Annotated in this window: 18 protein-coding genes and 1 riboswitch; of the genes, 10 read left to right on the top strand and 8 right to left on the bottom strand. The window is 64.8% G+C overall.

Annotated elements, in window-relative coordinates:
* Positions 1-60 precede the first annotated feature (60 nt).
* From G3N95_RS16735 to G3N95_RS16725, 3 genes are all read left to right on the top strand, one after another.
* Positions 61-888 (top strand): hypothetical protein, encoded by an 828-nt coding sequence (locus G3N95_RS16735; protein ID WP_205971201.1) that lies wholly within the window; start codon positions 61-63, stop codon positions 886-888.
* 111 nt (positions 889-999) lie between these two features.
* The gene (locus G3N95_RS16730; protein WP_205971200.1) at positions 1000-1875 is read left to right on the top strand and encodes a CHAD domain-containing protein; all 876 of its coding nucleotides are present in this window, start codon (positions 1000-1002) and stop codon (positions 1873-1875) included.
* A gap of 78 nt (positions 1876-1953) precedes the next feature.
* Positions 1954-2610 carry a hypothetical protein gene (locus G3N95_RS16725; protein ID WP_205971199.1) on the top strand — a complete coding sequence of 219 codons (657 nt, stop codon included), beginning with the start codon at positions 1954-1956 and terminating at the stop codon, positions 2608-2610.
* A gap of 64 nt (positions 2611-2674) precedes the next feature.
* Here G3N95_RS16725 and G3N95_RS16720 read toward each other — a convergent pair whose 3' ends face one another.
* The 4 genes from G3N95_RS16720 to G3N95_RS16705 form a co-directional block, all read right to left on the bottom strand.
* Positions 2675-2941 (bottom strand): hypothetical protein, encoded by a 267-nt coding sequence (locus tag G3N95_RS16720; RefSeq protein WP_205971198.1) that lies wholly within the window; start codon positions 2939-2941, stop codon positions 2675-2677.
* Between the two features lie 14 nt (positions 2942-2955).
* Positions 2956-3207, bottom strand: a complete 252-nt coding sequence (locus G3N95_RS16715; protein ID WP_205971197.1) for a hypothetical protein — start codon at positions 3205-3207, stop codon at positions 2956-2958.
* A gap of 228 nt (positions 3208-3435) precedes the next feature.
* On the bottom strand, positions 3436-3816 hold the full coding sequence (gene crcB / locus G3N95_RS16710) for a fluoride efflux transporter CrcB (protein ID WP_205971196.1): 381 nt from the start codon (positions 3814-3816) through the stop codon (positions 3436-3438).
* 75 nt (positions 3817-3891) lie between these two features.
* Positions 3892-3952, bottom strand: a riboswitch (Fluoride riboswitch).
* A 151-nt stretch (positions 3953-4103) separates the two neighbouring features.
* Positions 4104-5306: an ammonium transporter gene (locus tag G3N95_RS16705; RefSeq protein ID WP_205971195.1), complete on the bottom strand. Its 1203-nt coding sequence runs from the start codon at positions 5304-5306 to the stop codon at positions 4104-4106.
* A 438-nt stretch (positions 5307-5744) separates the two neighbouring features.
* Between G3N95_RS16705 and G3N95_RS16700 the strand changes: the two genes are divergently transcribed.
* Positions 5745-7436: a sensor histidine kinase gene (locus G3N95_RS16700; RefSeq protein ID WP_205971194.1), complete on the top strand. Its 1692-nt coding sequence runs from the start codon at positions 5745-5747 to the stop codon at positions 7434-7436.
* 45 nt (positions 7437-7481) lie between these two features.
* Here G3N95_RS16700 and G3N95_RS16695 read toward each other — a convergent pair whose 3' ends face one another.
* Positions 7482-7805, bottom strand: coding sequence for a hypothetical protein (locus G3N95_RS16695; RefSeq protein ID WP_205971193.1), 324 nt, complete (start codon positions 7803-7805; stop codon positions 7482-7484).
* Positions 7806-7922: 117 nt separating this feature from the next.
* On the bottom strand, positions 7923-8504 hold the full coding sequence (locus G3N95_RS16690; protein ID WP_205971192.1) for a DJ-1/PfpI family protein: 582 nt from the start codon (positions 8502-8504) through the stop codon (positions 7923-7925).
* A gap of 184 nt (positions 8505-8688) precedes the next feature.
* Here G3N95_RS16690 and G3N95_RS16685 point away from each other — a divergent pair, with 184 nt between their 5' ends.
* From G3N95_RS16685 to G3N95_RS16670, 4 genes are all read left to right on the top strand, one after another.
* A complete protein-coding gene (locus tag G3N95_RS16685) occupies positions 8689-9150 on the top strand; it encodes a hypothetical protein (protein WP_205971191.1) in 462 nt (153 codons plus the stop codon).
* 97 nt (positions 9151-9247) lie between these two features.
* The gene (locus G3N95_RS16680) at positions 9248-9709 is read left to right on the top strand and encodes an Rrf2 family transcriptional regulator (RefSeq protein ID WP_205971190.1); all 462 of its coding nucleotides are present in this window, start codon (positions 9248-9250) and stop codon (positions 9707-9709) included.
* A 94-nt stretch (positions 9710-9803) separates the two neighbouring features.
* A complete protein-coding gene (locus tag G3N95_RS16675; RefSeq protein WP_205971189.1) occupies positions 9804-10451 on the top strand; it encodes an NAD(P)H-binding protein in 648 nt (215 codons plus the stop codon).
* 187 nt (positions 10452-10638) lie between these two features.
* Entirely contained in the window at positions 10639-13290 is a 2652-nt protein-coding gene (locus tag G3N95_RS16670) for a mechanosensitive ion channel family protein (RefSeq protein ID WP_205971188.1), read from the top strand.
* Positions 13291-13378: 88 nt separating this feature from the next.
* Here G3N95_RS16670 and G3N95_RS16665 read toward each other — a convergent pair whose 3' ends face one another.
* Positions 13379-14011, bottom strand: a complete 633-nt coding sequence (locus tag G3N95_RS16665; RefSeq protein ID WP_205971187.1) for a cysteine dioxygenase family protein — start codon at positions 14009-14011, stop codon at positions 13379-13381.
* A 132-nt stretch (positions 14012-14143) separates the two neighbouring features.
* Here G3N95_RS16665 and G3N95_RS16660 point away from each other — a divergent pair, with 132 nt between their 5' ends.
* Together G3N95_RS16660 and G3N95_RS16655 are read left to right on the top strand one after the other, a co-directional pair.
* On the top strand, positions 14144-14626 hold the full coding sequence (locus G3N95_RS16660) for an Lrp/AsnC family transcriptional regulator (protein WP_205971186.1): 483 nt from the start codon (positions 14144-14146) through the stop codon (positions 14624-14626).
* Between the two features lie 124 nt (positions 14627-14750).
* A complete protein-coding gene (locus tag G3N95_RS16655; protein WP_205971185.1) occupies positions 14751-14957 on the top strand; it encodes a hypothetical protein in 207 nt (68 codons plus the stop codon).
* An 11-nt stretch (positions 14958-14968) separates the two neighbouring features.
* On the opposite strand, the gene G3N95_RS16650 is transcribed toward G3N95_RS16655, so the two are convergent.
* A complete protein-coding gene (locus tag G3N95_RS16650) occupies positions 14969-17389 on the bottom strand; it encodes an FUSC family membrane protein (protein WP_205971184.1) in 2421 nt (806 codons plus the stop codon).
* Between the last annotated feature and the right edge of the window lie 48 nt (positions 17390-17437).

Below are 17437 nucleotides of genomic sequence, written 5' to 3'. Positions count from 1 at the left end.
GGATCGTGCGCCGATTGCAACCGGCGCACGGCGAGGCGAATCCCCTTCCCGGGAGTGAACATGGATACCCTGAACCTCCGCGAGTCCGATCTCCCTGTGTCGACGCAGCGCGTGTCGGCGACGCGCAAGACGGTCGAATATCTGTATGCGACGAGCGCGCTCGGCATGCGCATCGCGCACGGCGATGCGTTCGCTTTCGATCCGTCGTTGCGCTGGTGCCTGCTCGAATTCCGGACCGATGACGACGACATCGGCCGCGAGCTGTCGCGCTACTTTTCGCTGAGCGCGCCGAAGGCGATCATCGAGGCGCGACGCGCGCTTGCCGATGCGAAGGCCGTGCATCTGAACGACGTGGGCGCGCTCGAGTTCGACCTCGACGACGCGGAACAGCGCTGGACGTACGCGTGCAGGCAAAAACTTCAAGCACTACGCGTCAAGCTGACAGAGATGCGCGCGCATACGGCGCCCGACGCGCACGAACTCGCGCGGCACGAGCCTGATGTCGCCGATGTCGTCACGCATGCACAAAGTCTCGCGCCGCACTATTTCATTTATCTCGCGCCGGGCGTTCGCGGGGCAGGCGACGGGCCCGTCGACCCTGCGAGCGTTTCGCAGAGCTTGCCGTTTCATTTGCTCGCGCGTAACTACGTCGGCGGCTGGCTGCTTGAAGACAACGTGGAAGTCGAGGCGTCGGCCGCAGTGCGCTGCGGCTGGCCGTTGCCCGCTTTCCGGCGCTGGGTCGAGGGCGTGGTCGCGTTGCGCCGCAAGCCGCCGCGCGATGAAGCTCCGACGCTTCCGTGCGATTGCGTGCTGGCGGCGGCCCCGGCGTTCTGTTTCGTGATGGATCTGGCGACGTTCGCACGCGCGACCGTGCCGCCGGACAAATAGGGCGCAGCCTCGGGATTCGCGATTTTTGTCCGATGTGGAAAGCGTATGATGTCCTCTGCATCGGTCGATGCATCGCATGGCATCTTGTTATCGCTCCCGATACGAGGCCCCATGAAAGACGACGATCCTACGCACGATATCGCCGCACTGGGCGACGGGGCGCAGGCGGAATCGACGTTCGCCGCGCTCGCGGCGCCGCTCGTCGACGAAGCGCTTGCGCACAATGCATCGATCCACGCCGACGCTTCTCCCGAATCCCTGCATCAGTTGCGCGTCGCGCTGCGGCGCCTGCGCTCGTTGTGGTGGGCCTACCGGCCGCTGCTCGACAAGGCCGAAAACACGCGTCAGCGCGCGCTGTATCGTTTTCTCGCCGACGCCGCCGGACGCACGCGCGACTGGGACATCCTGCTCGAACTGCTGGCAAGCGCAAACGACGAAACGGGCGCAAGCGGCATGGTGCGCGACGTGCCTGCCAGCCTGCACGAAGCGCGCGAACGCGCACTCGCCACGAGCCGCGAAACGCTCATCAACGCCGACATCCGCAACGTGCTGCACGACGCGCTCGCGAACACATCGAAGGAACTGAACACGGCGCCCGAACGGCATGCATTGCAGAAGTTCGCGGCGAAGCGTGTGCGCGTCGCTGAAAAATCGTTGCGCAAGCGCATGCGCAAGGCGTCGCGCGCAAAACACGCCGACTACGATTCGCTGCATGACGTGCGCAAGTCCGGCAAGCGGGTTCGCTATCTGATCGAGTTCTTCGGCCCCGCGCTCGACGACGCCGCGCATGCACGCACGCTCAAGCGTCTCAAGAATATGCAGCAGTGCTTCGGCGAACTCAACGACGTGATCGCGAGCGTCGCGCTGTTGCGCGAAAACCTGAACCTGTTCGCTAGCGAAGAGGACGCGCGCGAAGCGCTCGCGTTTCTGAAGGGGCGTCGCAAGCAGCGGCAGCGTGAGGCCGTCCGTCTGCTGAAAAAAGCGTAGTTGCTTGCGGCGCGATGCAGCGGGATTTGTCCGCCCGAAAACCGTATATACTGTTTATACCGTTAACGAGGGATCGACATGAGCACGCCACGAATCAAGGAACCGACCAAGAAGGCTTTCCACTTCCCGAAGAGTGCGAAGGAACCGGCCGCGGAAGCGAAGAAGCCGTCCGCGAAGGCAGCGCGGGCCGCGGAGCCGACAAAGGCATCGACGGCCTCCGAAGCCGCGGCGAGCGCGCCCGACACCTCGAACGCGACGCCGAAATCCGCAAAGGCGCCGAAAGCGGCGAAGACGGTGAAAGCGACTCAGGCCGCAAAGACCGCCGGCAGCGTGAAGGCTGACAAGGCTGCCAAGCCGGCAAGCGAGGCCCCGTCCGCCTCGACCGCGAAGCCGGCCAAGGCAGTCAAGCCGCCGAAGGAAGCGAAGGCGGTGAAGACCACGAAGGCCGTGAAGACGACCAGGCCCGCAGCGGCGCCTGCCGTCGCCGAAGACAAAAAACCGCGTGCGAAGAAAGAGAAGGAAAAAGTGGTGCGCGACAGCTTCACGATGCCGAAGTCCGACTACGCGAAGATCGCCGAACTCAAGCAGCGTTGTCTCGATGCGGGTCTCTCCGTCAAGAAGAGCGAGTTGCTGCGTGCGGGTCTGAACCTGCTTGCCGTTTCGCCAGCCAAGCGGCTCGTCGCGGCCGTGCAGGAACTCGAAGCCGTGAAGACGGGGCGTCCCGCAAAGTCGTAATTCGAGGTCGTAGTTCGAAAGCGGCGGCCGTGCGTGCCGCCGCTGCGTTGAATGCGCGCCGCGCTTATCCCGTGCGTCGCGGGTAGCGCCCGGCGAAATCCGCGTGCATGCGCTTGAGCAGCGCAATATACGGAAGCGCCTGCGACGTCATCATCATCGATGCGGCAAGCGCGTTCGTTTCATCCCACAGGCGTTCGAACTTGTCGTGCGCGATGTCGGACGGAATGCCCGACATCATCAAATCCAGGAAGTCCTTTTCGATCTCGTCGGCGGAGCGGGGCGGCCGCGCTTGCGGGGTGGCCTGCTGGTCGACGGGCTGATCGGAGGACACGGTCGGCTGGCCCGCTAGTTCATCGATCGCAGGAACCGCCAGCGCTGATCCATGCTTTGCAGCAGCGCGATGTACGAGAAGGCGGCATCGCTGTCGACGCACGACTGCGCGGCGTCGTTGACTTCGTTCCAGAGGTGTTCGAAACGTGCGGCCGCTTCGGGGCGGCTGAGCGGCTGTGCGAGCAGCTCCGAAAACGCGAACGACAGTTCCTCAGCACTGCGCTGCAGCGGATGGAACGCACGACGCGAAAGATATCTGTACTTCAAGAGGTCCCCGGCTGGCTTGCCTGGCATGCGCACGAAGCGGACGCTTCGCGCGCCGCCCGGCTCATGCCGTCTGTCGCGGCGAGTGCATGATGGTCATCACATTGCCCGCCGCATATGACGACGATGATACAGCCACGCGATGTGCGCGCGGCAGGCTCAGGCCATGATCTTTTGATGAACGGCGGGTGTCGGTCATCGTTGCGCGTGACTTACGCGGGCGGTGACTCGTCAGCGTGCCGCGATGGCGACCGTCGCAATGCCGAGCACCGTCGCGATCACGGATGCTGTCACGTGAATCGCGATCTCGCCTGCCGCCCAGTTGAGCCGGCCTTGCTGCAAATGTTGCACGACTTCGGCGGAGAAAGTGGAGAACGTCGACAGGCCGCCCATCAGCCCCGTGATGATGAAGAGCCGCCATTCGGGCGCGATCTGCGGATTGCGCCCGAAGTACGCGACCGCCACGCCGATGATGTAGCCGGCGATCACGTTGGCGGCCAGCGTGCCGAGCGGCAGCGCCGGAAAGAGCGCATTGAGGCGCAGACCGAGAAACCAGCGGAACAGCGAACCGAGTGCGCCGCCGATACCGACGGCAAGAATGGACAGATACATGAGCAAGCCTGGAAAGCCGAACGTCGACGAACCGGGCTGCGGCGGGGCGTGACACTGCAACGTCCGCAGCTTCCGGGCGAAGCAGGCATCATCAGCCACGAGGGCGGTTTAGGAGAATGCCATCTCCGGCGCGCGCAAGTCTAACACCGGCGCGCGCGATCGTATGAGGAATCGGCAGGTCGCCAGTGGCGGGTGCCGATCCCTGAAACGCGAGGTTACACCAGCCGGCGCGGGCGTGCATCGATGCCCCGGCAGAGCGGCGGCGCATCGCGACCGCGCAAAGCCCCTTAGCCGACCGTTTCGCGCTCCGGCGTCGAGGTGATCTTGTGGATCGACAGGTCGGCGCCGTTGTATTCGTTTTCCTGGTCGATACGCAGGCCGACCGTCAGCCGGATCGCGCCATAGACGATCGTGCCGCCGAGCGTCGCGAACACGACGCCGCCGAGCGTGCCGAGCAGCTGCGCTGCGAACGAGACCCCGCCGAGGCCGCCCAGCGCGTGCTGGCCGAAGATGCCCGCCGCGATGCCGCCCCACGCGCCGCACAGGCCGTGCAGCGGCCACACGCCGAGCACGTCGTCGATACGCCAGCGGTTCTGCACGGTCGTGAACATGTACACGAACAGCACGCCCGCGACGGCGCCCGTCACCAGTGCGCCCAGCGGATGCATCAGGTCCGAGCCGGCGCACACGGCCACCAGTCCGGCGAGCGGGCCGTTGTACGTGAAGCCGGGGTCGTTACGGCCCGCGAGCCACGCGGTCAGCGTGCCGCCGACCATCGCCATCAGCGAGTTGACGGCGACGAGGCCGCTGATCTTATCGATCGTCTGCGCGCTCATCACGTTGAAGCCGAACCAGCCGACGGCCAGCACCCACGCGCCGAGCGCGAGGAACGGAATGTTCGACGGAGGATGGGCGGCAATACGTCCGTCGCGCGTGTAGCGGCCGTGGCGCGCGCCGAGCAGCATCACGGCGGGCAGCGCGACCCAGCCGCCGAACGCGTGCACCACGACGGAACCGGCGAAGTCATGGAACGGCGCGCCGAACGCATGCGCGATCCACGCCTGGATGCCGAAGCGCTCGTTCCACGCGATACCTTCGAAGAACGGATAGATGAAGCCCACCAGCACGAAGGTCGCGAAGAGCTGCGGGTTGAACTTCGAGCGTTCGGCGATGCCGCCCGACACGATCGCGGGAATCGCCGCCGCGAAGGTCAGCAGGAAGAAGAAGCGCACGAGCGCATAACCGTTGTGCTGCGAGAGCGTCTCGGCGCTGCCGTAGAACTGCACGCCGTAGGCGATCGTGTAGCCGATGAAGAAATACGCGATGGTCGACACCGAAAAGTCGACCAGAATCTTCACGAGCGCATTGACCTGATTCTTCTTGCGTACCGTGCCCAGCTCGAGAAACGCAAAGCCCGCGTGCATCGCGAGCACCATCGCTGCGCCGAGCAGAAGGAAGAGGGTATCGGTGCCGGTTTTGAGACTGTCCATCCGTGTAGGATCCTGCGATGCGCGAAAAGCGGGCATGGAACGCAAGAAGTGGGCCAAATAGAGGCGGTATCGCGTTCTGTCGGTGCGAAGCTGCACTGGAATGGGTTTGTGGAGCCTCGCGTGGCACCGTTACGGATTCGATTTGCTCGCCACAGACTGTGCAAAGCGCACTGTAGATGTGCATTTGTGCCGCATTGGGGCATTCAACCATCCCAAAATCGGGCATAAGCCTGTGATTTCCTTAATATTTTCCTACGAATAGATAACGGCTGGCCCGGTGCGCCCGATGCAGAAAAAGGGCGTGGTGCGTGACGCGTTCCCGATCGCACCAGATTGGCGAGATCAGCGCCCGGATCGCCTTTGTCATCCGCCTCAATCGCCGACATAATGTGCCGTCCCCGGCGCGACCCGCCGGCTTCCGGCTACCTCGGCGCGCGCATGAGACTGACGACCAAAGGCCTGCTTCTGATTGCGATACCCGCCGTCTTCGAACTCGCATTGTTGTCGGGGTTGGTCAAGGCGCAAGCGGATGCCGAACAGGCCGAGCGCTGGAGTATGCATAGCGAGGACGTGCTGCGTCAGACGGCGAATATTCTCGCGCCCGTGCTGCTCGAATCGGTGCGGCTGCGCGGTGCGGCGGTGAGCGGCGCACGCGACGTCTCCACGCCCGTCACGTTCTGGATGGACGTCGACAGGCGCATCGACCGGCTCGCCGAACTGGTCGCCGACAATCCGGCCCAGGTCGAGCGCGCGGCGCAGATCCGTCAGTCCGTGCAGGCTTACCGGCAATGGTCGGACCGCGTGCAGGATCTGATCCGCTCGGGACGGCGGCGCGATGTGCTGCAGCGGTTCCGCGATCTCGCCGCGACCGACGTGCTCGACGGCTTTCGCACGCAGATCGCCGCGTTTCAGGCGCAGGAGCGACAACTCGACTCCGTGCGTTCGGCGGAGGCCGCGGCGGCGCGTGAACGGCAGCAGTCGCTGATCGTCGCGGCCGTGATCGGCTCGCTCGTGTTCGTCGCAATCGCGTTCTGGATCTTCGCGCGCGGTGTGCGCGGCCGGCTGGCGCTGCTGTCGGACAACGCGAGCCGGCTCGCCAGCAACGAGCCGCTCGCGCCGCTCACGCGCGGCAACGATGAAATCGCGCGGCTCGATCTGACGCTGCATGTGGCGAGCCGGCGGTTGCTCGAAGCGGAGCGCCAGCAGGCGCGCTTCCAGTCCGATCTGGGCCGTCACGCCGCCGAACTCGCGCAAACCAACGAAACTTTGCGTCAGCAGACGCAGGAAAACGAAACCTTCATCTACAGCGTGTCGCACGATCTGCGCGCGCCGCTCGTCAATCTGCAAGGCTTTTCGAAGGAGCTGATTCACGCTTGCGACGACCTGCGCGCGGCCTTGCGTCAGTCGTCGCTGTCGACGCAGCAGCGGCAGCATGTCGAGCGGCTGATCGACGAGGATATCGGCGAGGCGTTGCATTTCCTGCAGACGGCCGTGCTGCGGGCGTCGCACATCATCGACGCGCTGCTGCGGCTATCGCGCGTCGGCCGTGTCGAGTACCGCAGGCAGCAAGTGGATGTACGGGACATCGTGCAGCGCGTGATCGACGCGATGCAGGCGACCATCCGCGACCGCAACGCGCGTGTGATCGTGCAGCCGCTGCCGCCCGTGTGGGGCGACCCGACTGCGCTCGAACAGGTGTTCGCGAACCTGATCGGCAACGCGATCAACTATTTGAGCCCGGAACGCACGGGTATCGTCGAAATCGGCACCGCACCCGTGCCGCCCGGCGTGCAGACGCTGCGCATTTTCTACGTGAAGGACAACGGCCTCGGCATTCCGGACGTCGCGATGCCGCGCCTGTTCAACGCGTTCCAGCGCCTGCACGGCAATGTAGCAGCGGGCGAGGGCATCGGTCTGGCGCTCGTGCGGCGCATGGTCGAGCGGCACGGCGGGCGTGTGTGGGCCGAATCGACGGAGGATGTGGGCACGACGTTCTATCTGTCGTTGCCCGATGCGACGGCGCCGCCGCACGACACGGAGCGCGACGATGCGCACGATAAGGCACATGACGAAGCGCGCGACATGGCAACGACGGGCAACGCACAGGCGTTGCGGGCCGACGCCCGTTAGCGGGATTGCGCCGATGCGCCTGGCCGAATCGAGCCGGCGCAACGTTCAGGGTGCGGAGAACAGGCGGCGCGGCTTGAGCAGCTGGCGGCCGCGGATCGACCAGTAGCAGCTCGCGCCGATCAGAACCAAAGCGCCGGCGAAAATGATTTCCGGCGCGATATGAATCGTGTGTGCGCCCAGGGCGAACAGGCCGCGCACGACAATCAGAAGCGCGCTCCAGAATGACAAGACGGCTTGAGCAAGCAGACGCGTGCCCGTGAAGCGCCGCGCGCGATTTTCGATCGACCAGCTGGTCGGCGCGCGCGAGCAGAAGAAGGTGAGGGAAATCAGCGCGACTGCGAGAATGATCACCCAGTTAGTGAGATTCATTAGTAGAGCCTTCCAAAGTCAACCAGCGACTTTAGAAGGCCCTATGAGTGCGTGTAATCGGAGAAATCTCAAACTGCACGACGCGACCGGCCGGAAACGGCCGGTCGTTGGGCTGCGTCACAACTCGATGCGCGTGCCCAGCAGCACGAGGAACTGGCGCAGCCATTCGGGATGGGCGGGCCATGCGGGCGCTGTGACGAAGTTCGCGTCGGTGATGGCGGCGTCGACGGGAATGTCCGCGTAGTCGCCGCCCGCCAGTTTCACTTCGGGACCGCAGGCCGGATAGGCCGAAATACGTTTGCCGCGGATCACATCGGCGGCGGCGAGCAGTTGCGCGGCGTGGCAGATCGCCGCGATCGGCTTGTTGCTTTCGGCGAACTGGCGCACGACGTCGATGACCTTCGCATTGAGACGCAGGTACTCGGGCGCGCGGCCGCCGGCGATCGCGAGCGCATCGTATTGCGACGGATCGATCTCGTCGAACGTCGCGTTCAGCGCGAAGAGGTGGCCGGGCTTCTCGGTGTAGGTCTGATCGCCCTCGAAATCGTGGATCGCCGTCTTCACGCGCTCGCCGGCGCGCTTGCCGGGACAGACGGCGTCGACCGTATGGCCGACTGCCTGCAGCGCCTGAAACGGCACCATCGTTTCGTAATCCTCGGCGAAGTCGCCCGTCAGGAACAGAATCTTCTTTGCTGCCATCGCATGCCTCCGTTGGTTGAGGGAATACGTCGAACCTCGGGAGTCTACTCCAGCATCGTTGACAGGATTGCGAAGGCGTTCGTAGCGCACGACGCGCGCGCACCGGCGAGCCCGCGACGCGCAACAGCGTATCATTGAGGCGTTTTCGCAAGACGAAGCCGCCCGATGCGGCTCAAAGACCAGCATGAAACTTCTTTCAAGTCATCCGCTGATTCGCTCGACGATCTTCGCCGCCGCGCTGCTGGCAGGCCTCGCCGCCTGTCAGAAGAACGATGCATCGGCGGGCCAGACGACGCCCAAGCTCGACGACATCGCCCAGCAGGCCAGCCAGAAACTCGATCAGGCCGCGAGTTACGTCGGCGCCCAGGTGGACGCCGCAAAGGCGACCGCGCAGCAGAATCTCGGCGCGGCCGCGTCCGGACCGACCATCAACCTCAGCCCGAGCGATCTCGCATCCCAGGCGCAGGCCAATCTGCAAGGCGCGGCCAGTGCGACGAACGCCGCCGTCAACAAGGCGGTGGGCTCGACGGGCGCGGGACTCGAGTCGGCGGGGCGCAAGCTGCAGCAATGGTCGAGCGAGGCATCGACGAACTCGCAGTCCGCGCCATCCGATGCGGGCGACGCCCAGAAGCAGATGGACAAATAAGCGTGCGCTTGACCGGCGCGCTAAGTGTAACTATGATAATTACACATCGTCGCCGGGACGTAGTGTGCGTCTCATGCGTATCGGATGATCCAGCGCTGTGAATACGAGTAGCCGATTTGCCTTTGCGGTGCATGTGCTCGCCCTGCTGTCGTTGCAGGAAGGCGTGCCGTTGTCGTCGGACATGATAGCGGGAAGCGTGAACACGAATCCCGTGCTGATCCGGCGCCTGCTGGCGATGCTCGCCGAAGCGGGCTTGACCTCGTCGCAACTCGGCGCGGGCGGCGGCGCGCTGCTGGCGCGCGAACCGGAAGACATCACACTGCTCGACATCTACCGCGCCGTCGACGATGCGCAACTGTTCGCGATGCATCGCGAAACACCGAATCCCGCATGCATGGTCGGGCGCAACATCCAGACGGTGCTGACGGGCATCATCGGCGATGCGCAGCAGGCGCTCGAAGCGTCGCTGGCGTCGCGCACACTGGCCGACGCGACGGCCGACGTCGTGCGTGCCGAGCGTTCGCGCGAACGCAAGCGCAAAGCGGCGGCGGACGGTTGAACGCAGCAGCGTGTCGAAGTAAGGGGCGACGCCCCGATTTTTTTAATCAAATATGTAATCATTGTGGTTACATTTAAGCGGAAGGAACATTGTCATGAGCAAGGCACTGAAAATCGCGCTGTTCGGCGCAACGGGCATGATCGGATCGCGCGTGGCAGCGGAAGCGGCGCGCCGCGGGCATCAGGTGACGGCGTTCTCGCGCAATCCCGCGCGCGTGCCGGGCGGTATCGCGAACCTGACAGCTGCGCAGGCGGACGTGCTGGATGCCGCGAGCGTCGCGGCAGGCGCGCGCGGGCACGATGTCGTCGCGAGCGCGTATGCGCCGCCGATGGACGACGTCGCGCTGATCGGCAAGGCGACAAGCGCGCTGGTCGAAGGCACGCGCTCGGCGGGTGTCAAACGTCTGGTCGTGGTGGGCGGCGCGGGTTCGCTGGAAGTGGCGCCCGGCAAGCAGCTCGTCGATACGGAAGGCTTCCCGCAGGCGTACAGGGCGATTGCGCTCGCGCACCGCGACGCGCTCCCGATCCTGCGCGCGGCGAACGATCTCGACTGGACGTTCTTCGCGCCCGCTGCGCTGATCGCGCCGGGCGAGCGCAAGGGCACGTTCCGCACCGGCGCGGGCTCGCTGATCGTCGATGCGCAGGGCAACAGCAGCATTTCGGCCGAAGACTACGCGATCGCCTTCGTCGACGAGCTGGAGCAGGGCCGTTTCGTTCATCAGCTCGCGACCGTCGCGTACTGAGCAGGTTCAAACGCCGTGTGGCGCGTAGACAAGCGCCGCACGGCGCGCCGGAGCGGCTGTCACGCTGCCGCGCAAGTGCACTAACATTCGGTTACGCATCGGGGAGTTTTCCCTCGACGACACCCGCTACACTTGGCGTCTCCCGTCCCACGCAACCTGCCCGGTTGCTGCACCGTCACGGATTGCCATGAAGTCATGCCTTGCGCGGCGTGAATCGCGGGCTGCGCCGTCATCCGGCGGGCTACTGGCGATTGACGCTGTTTTTTGCGCCGTTTTTCGCGCTGTTTTCCGTGTTGTTTTCGGATTCTTTTCGCACGCCCGATCATCGCGCCGGATGCGTGCGGGCGCGTTCGCGTATGCGTTTTGCGGGTCGCTCTGGCTATCGCTCGCACTTGCGGGCGCTGGTCTTGGCCTGTCCGGCAGCGCGCATGCGGCCGGGGCCGCCAGCGGCACGCCAGTGATCCCCGCGCTGCAAAGCCTGATCAATAGCGCGACGGTGTCGCCGGCGGCGCCCGCGTCGGGTGCATCGGCAGCCGATGCGGCGTCGGCGCCATCGCCCGCGAGCCAGGCGGAACTGACGAAATCGCTCGACAGCGTGATCAGTACGCTCGACAACGACCATCAGCGCACCGCGCTCGTCGCCCAGCTGAAAAAGCTGCGCGATGCGTCGAAGACCGTCGGGCCGCCCGCGACCGCGCAGCCGAATCCCGGTTCGGGGCTGCTCGGCGCGATCGCGGCGGGCATCGCGTCGTTCGAATCGGACGTGCATCAGGGCCGCTCGCCGCTCAATTACTGGTCCGGCCGCTTCAATGCGGCGGGCAACGAGATCTACACGATCGTCACGAGCCAGGGACGCGAGCATTTCGGCCAGGTGCTGCTGACCATGTTCGCGGTGCTCGCCGGATGGGGCGCGTGCGCGGCGGGGCTCATCTATCTGCAGCGCAAGATTCACGCGCGCTTTGGCATCGTCGTGCGGCTCGATGCGAATCCGACCACGCGCGATCTGCTGATCTTCGCACTGCGCCGCGTGGGTCCGTGGATCGTCGCGTTCGTCGCCGCGTTGATGTTCGTGCGCGCGATGCCCGATTCGCTCGGCCGCACGATCGCGATGGTGATCGCGTATGCGATCGTCGCAGGGGCGGTGTTCTCGGCGATCTGCCTGATCATGTTCTCGCTGTTCGGCTCGGGGCATCGGCGCGCGGCTGTGCGCTTGCTGATCGAGCACGGCAGGCGGCTGCTGTTCGCAATCGGCATTTGCAGCGCGCTCGGCGATGCCGCCGTCAACTACGATGTCGCGCATGAACTCGGCACGAACCTCGCGGCGCTCGTGTCGACGGTGTCGAACATGACGGCGGCGGCGCTGACCGCTTACTTCGCGCTCGCGTTCCGGCGTCCCGTGGCGCATCTGATCCGCAATCGCGCGTATGAGCAGCGCCACGATCACAAGGCCGCGACCGATGCCTTCGACGTGCTCGCTTCGCTGTGGCACGTACCGATGCTGGTGCTCGCGACGGCGTCCGTGATCGCGACGATCGGCGGTATCGGCAGCGGCGAGAACGTGTTGCAGATTTCCGTCGTGACGGCGTTGCTGCTGGTGCTGGCATTCTTTCTGTCGGCTATCGTGCTGCGCGTGACGCGTCCGCGCAGTGCACGCCGCCGGCGCCGCTCGCCGTATCTGACGCGGCTGCTGCGTTTCGTCGGCACACTGATCACGCTGTTCGTCTGGCTCGCGTACTTCGAGTTCGCCGCGCGGCTGTGGGATGTGTCGCTCGCGCAGATCATCGAGGAAAGCGTGACGGCGCGCGGCATCGCGCACGCGCTGACGGCGATCCTGATCACGTTGTTCCTGTCGTGGCTTGTGTGGATCCTGATCGACACGGCCATTCAGGAAGCCGTCAATCCGAGCAGTCCGCGCAACAGGTCGAAGAACCCGAGCATGCGCGCCCGCACGATGCTGCCGCTCGTGCGCAACGTGCTGTTAGTGACGATCCTGACGATCGCGGGCATCGTCACGGCGGCGAACCTCGGCATCAACGTGACGCCGCTGCTGGCGGGCGCCGGTGTGATCGGTCTCGCGATCGGTTTCGGCGCGCAGTCGCTGGTGAGCGATCTGATCACGGGCCTGTTCATCATCATCGAGGACACCATTTCGGTCGGCGACTGGATCGATATCGACGGCGGCCACGCGGGCACCGTCGAATATCTGTCGATCCGCACGGTGCGTCTGCGCGACGGCCAGGGGGCGATTCACGCCATTCCGTTCTCGCAGATCAAGATCGTGAAGAACCTGTCGCGCGATTTTGCGTATGCGGTGTTCGAAGTGCGCGTGCCGTTCTCCGCCGACGTCGACGAGGTGACGCAGTTGATTCGCGCCGTCGGCGCGGACCTGATGGCGGACTTCCGTTACCGGCGCGAAATGCTCGGGCCGGTCGAAGTGTGGGGACTCGATCGCTTCGATCCGAACTGGATGGTCGTCAAAGGCCAGATCAAGACGCGGCCGCTGCAGCAATGGAGCGTGGCGCGTGCGTTCAATCTGCGACTGAAGCGCAAGATGGACGAAGCGGGCATCGAGATTCCCGTGCCGCAGATGCGCGTGCATACGTCGCGGGGCGACGAAGTGGGGGAAGCGCTGATGGACGAAGAAGACATCGCGCATCGCGAGGCGCATGCGCGCGAATCCGCGACGGGCACGACCACGCCGTTCAGGCCCAAGACGGGCGGCGCGATGCCGCCGGCGCGCGACGTGTCGCATGAGCCGCGTCCGGCGCCGCCGTCGACAGGACAAACGGCTTCCGTGCCGCCGCAGATTCCGACGGCGGGCGATGGCGGCAAGACGTGAAAAGATGAGGCTTCGAGATTGAAAAAGGCGTCACGCGGTCATGCTGCGTGACGCCTTTTCGTTTGATGCAGCCGGGAAGGATGCGCAATCAGGCAGGAACGGCTTGTACGTTCTCGGCGAGGCGCACGACGTCGTTCACATGCGTGCTGATCTGCTCGCCCGATACGCCATAGATATGCAGCGAGACAGCGGCGGAGTCGCTGCCATTGCCGAGCCGGTGGATGCAGGTGCGGCCCGATCGCGTGAACGACACCGCGCCCGGTTCGCGCGACTGCTCGCGCACGGGCGTCGCACAATCGTCGTCCGCTTGCCAGTCGTACAGGGTTTCCGTCAACGTGCCGTCGATGACCGCATAGCCGCACCACGTATGATGCGCGTGAATCGGACTGGCCTGACCGGGCATCCAGACGAGCGCGGCGATCGCATAGCGGCCGTCCGGATCGGCGGCAAGCAAATGGCGCCGGTAGCAGGCGGTAGACGCTTCGCGCTGGGCATCCGTGAGCAGCGCGGGATCGGCGGCCGCTTCGGCGAGCGCGGCGCGCACCGCACGGGCGAACGACGCATGCTGCGACGGATCGAGCGCATCGGCGCAGGCGTCGAAGGCGGCATCGAGGGCGTTGCACAGCCTCGCGAGCGCGCCCGGCGCGGGCATCGCGCAGTGAAAAGCGAGCGATTCGGCCATCGGGAATTCGCGTGTATTCAAGCCGGTAGAAGGGTTCATGGAAGGCTCCGCTGATGTTGTTCTTCGAGAACGGGATTGCCCTCATTTATACCGATTTGCGCGGAGAAAGAGTTTTCATATAATTCCTCCGTCTTGACGAGAAATAGAATAATTTTCTATCTGGGTGGGAAGATGGGAATGGACATCATTGATCGGCGGCTGCTCGAACTGCTTCAGGAAGACGCCACGATGCCGATCGCGGAACTCGCGGCGCGCGTGAACCTGTCGCAGACGCCCTGCTGGAAGCGGGTTCAGCGGCTCAAGGAAGCGGGCGTGATCCGCGCGCAGGTCGCGCTGTGCGATCCGCGCAAACTGGGCGTCGGCACGACCGTGTTCGTCGCCGTGCGCACGAACCAGCACACGGAAGCCTGGGCGCAGACGTTCACGCGCGCGGTGCAGGACATTCCCGAAGTAGTCGAGGTGTACCGGATGAGCGGCGAGACCGACTATCTGCTGCGCGTCGTCGTGTCCGATATCGACGACTACGACCGCGTCTACAAGCAACTGATTCGTTCGGTGCCGCTGTACGACGTCAGTTCCAGTTTCGCGATGGAGCAGATCAAGTATTCGACGGCATTGCCGGTGCGTGCGGCCGTGGTCGCGGAAAGCCGCTGATGGCGTTCACGCGGCGTTGCGCGGTCGGACCGCGCGTGCGCGTGGCGGACTGCAAGCCGCGCGCAAGGTGCTTCGGCGTAGAATGCCCGCTCCGCCGAATCAACCCGCGAGCAGAGCCCGACTCATGAATGATCCGCGCAAGAAAAAGAACCCGACGCTTGGTGTCGCCGTGTTTATCGTCGTTGTCGTGTTGCTGGTGATCGCAACGATTCTCTACAACGCGATCACGGAAAAGCGCGAATACGATCGCGAGAATGCCGTCGATTCAGTGGCTTCCGCGGCGTCTTCAGCGGCGGCTGCCGTCAACGCTGCAAAGGGCGCGTCGCAGTAAGCGAGGCTGTCTCAGTTCTCCGGCAGGCGGATCACACTCGCGTCCTTGCGAATCTGGAACGACGCCGCCAGCATCTGCTTGCACTGATGCGCAAGCAGCTTCAGTTCATGCACGGCATCGGGCGCATAGTCGGGCGAGCGTTCCGCCTCGACGACCATTGTGTCGAGTTCGCGCGTCAACTGTTTTGAAATCTCCACCTGATCGGCAGGCGGCGGATTGCCTTCCTCCGCGTGCGTGAGGTTGTCGCGGATCAGCGTCAGCGCGCGTTGCAGCGGTTGATGCGACGGTCCGCCCATCTGCTGGGACGAGGTGCGCAGCAACGGCGCCGCCGCCGTGATCTGCGACGCGAGCACATGCGAGCGCACCAGCAGGTCGTTCAGTTCCGGCACGAACTTCTGCGCCGACTTGGGCTCGAGCATCATCCGTTGAAATGCCTGACCGAGATTGGCGAACGCGACGTGCACGTTCTTGCGCGCGAGCCGATAGCGGTAGTCGCGATCGAGCGCGCTCGCGGCGGCAGCGGCGGCGGGCGTCGGCGCCGATGGTTTCGCAGCGGCTGTCGCGCTGATCGAGATACCCGCTGCCGACGCCGCCACGGCTGCTTCCGCCACCCCGTTCGCACCGCTCGCCATTACCTCCGCGACGGCCACGGCAGGCGCGAGCGCGGCCGCTTCCGTCAGCGCGGACGGTGTGATCACCGCTGCTGCTGCGGCCGGCTTGCCTCCCCACCACCAGCTCGCTTCCAGATAGCTGCGCATCGCCGCGATCATGTCGTCGACGAGCTTGCCCATCAGCCGATATTCCCAGTACGGGAACAGGTGGCTCGCGGCGATCGCGATCGCGCAGCCGACGACGGTGTCGATCGCGCGCTCGCCGATGATATGCAGGCTGCCCGGCGCGAGCAGATGGAACATCAGCAGCACATAGGACGACGTGAACACGACGCTCGCGGTGTAGTTGAAGAGCAGCAGGCTGTAGCTCATCACCATCGACGCGAACATCACGACGATGAGCAGATGCGGCGACTTCACGCTCATGATCAGCGCGATGCTCGCCGCGCAGCCGATCAGCGTGCCGACGATACGCTGCCCGTTGCGCTGCTTGGTCAGCGAGTAGCCGGGTTTCAGAATGATGACGGTCGTCATCACGATCCAGTAGGCGTTGGTGAGCGGCAGCAGACGCCCGAGCCAGAAGCCGACCGCGACGGCGATCGTCACGCGCAGCGCATGCCGGAAGCTCGGCGAGGCCATCGTCAGGTTCGAGAAGATCGAGCCGAACGGCACACGGCGGCTGGACACGAAACGCGTCAGCGCCTGATCGATGCGCAGATCGGTTTCCTTCGTGCTTTCCTCGTTCGCGAGGTTCTTGCGCATCCGCTCGATGAGCCGCGTCGCGCTCCACACGCGCCGGAACGAAGCGGAAATGGTCGAGTAGGCTTCGGGGTGCTTCTTCGGCAACTCCTGCTTGCGCATCTGCTCGATTTCATATTCGATTGCGCGCAGTTCCGCCTTCACGTTGATGCGTGCACGCGGCGGCTCGTTCTGCAGCACCGCGAGACCGATGTCTTCGAGATCGGCCGCCGCCTTGCGGATCAGGTCGCGATAGAAGATCAGCAGATCCGAGCCGCCGAAGGTATTGCGCACGAGCGGGTAGTCGGTATGCGCGCCGACGAACTGCTCATGCAGATCGACGATATGGATGAACAGGTTGAATAGCGTCGCCCGGCGCGGCTGGAGCCGTCCGCTCTTCAGCTTCGGCAGGTTGCGCAGCACGATGTCGCGCGCGGCGTCCTGCATGGCCACGGCCGCGATCTGTTTTGCGACGAGGTTGCGATAGCACTCGTCGAGATCGTTGTCGAGATCGAAGAAGTCGGCGCGCGCGAGCAGGTAGTCGGCCAGCGCGAACACGCTTTCGGCAAGCGCCTGCTGCTCGATCCGGTACATCATCCAGTGGCTCACGAAGGTCGACCAGTACGTGAACCACAGGCCGCCCACGAGCATCCACGACGCGTTGACGAGCGCCTGCAGCGGCGTGAAATGCTCTTCGAGCGTCATGATCATCATGAACAGCGTCGCGAAGCTGATCTGCGGCCAGCGGTTGCCGTAGACGACGATCAGCGACAGCACGAACGTGAGCGGCACGACGGTGCACCACAGCGCGACCGGGTTGACCGTCGCGAGGCCCGTAGCGAGCGCGGCGAGAAAGCCGATCACGCTGCACGCGAGCATTTCGTTGTGTTTGTATTTGAGCGGGCCGGGCATGTCGACGGCGCACGCGCCGAGCGCGCCCGTCGCGATCGTGAAGCCGAGTTCCCGGTTGTGAAAGACGATCAGGCAAAGGATGGCGGGCAGCGACACGCCCACTGCAATGCGCAAGCCGCCGTAGAAGTACTGGCTATACAGAAACTTTTTGATTTCGACTGAATAGCGCATCGACCGCCTGGTGTCTCGTGTCCATATGTTGATGAAGCAGCCGGGCCT

This window comes from Paraburkholderia sp. Tr-20389, assembly GCF_017104565.1.
Classification (GTDB): domain Bacteria; phylum Pseudomonadota; class Gammaproteobacteria; order Burkholderiales; family Burkholderiaceae; genus Paraburkholderia.
The sequence above is the reverse complement of the archived record's forward strand: the minus strand, read 5'-3'. Positions and strand labels throughout refer to the sequence as shown.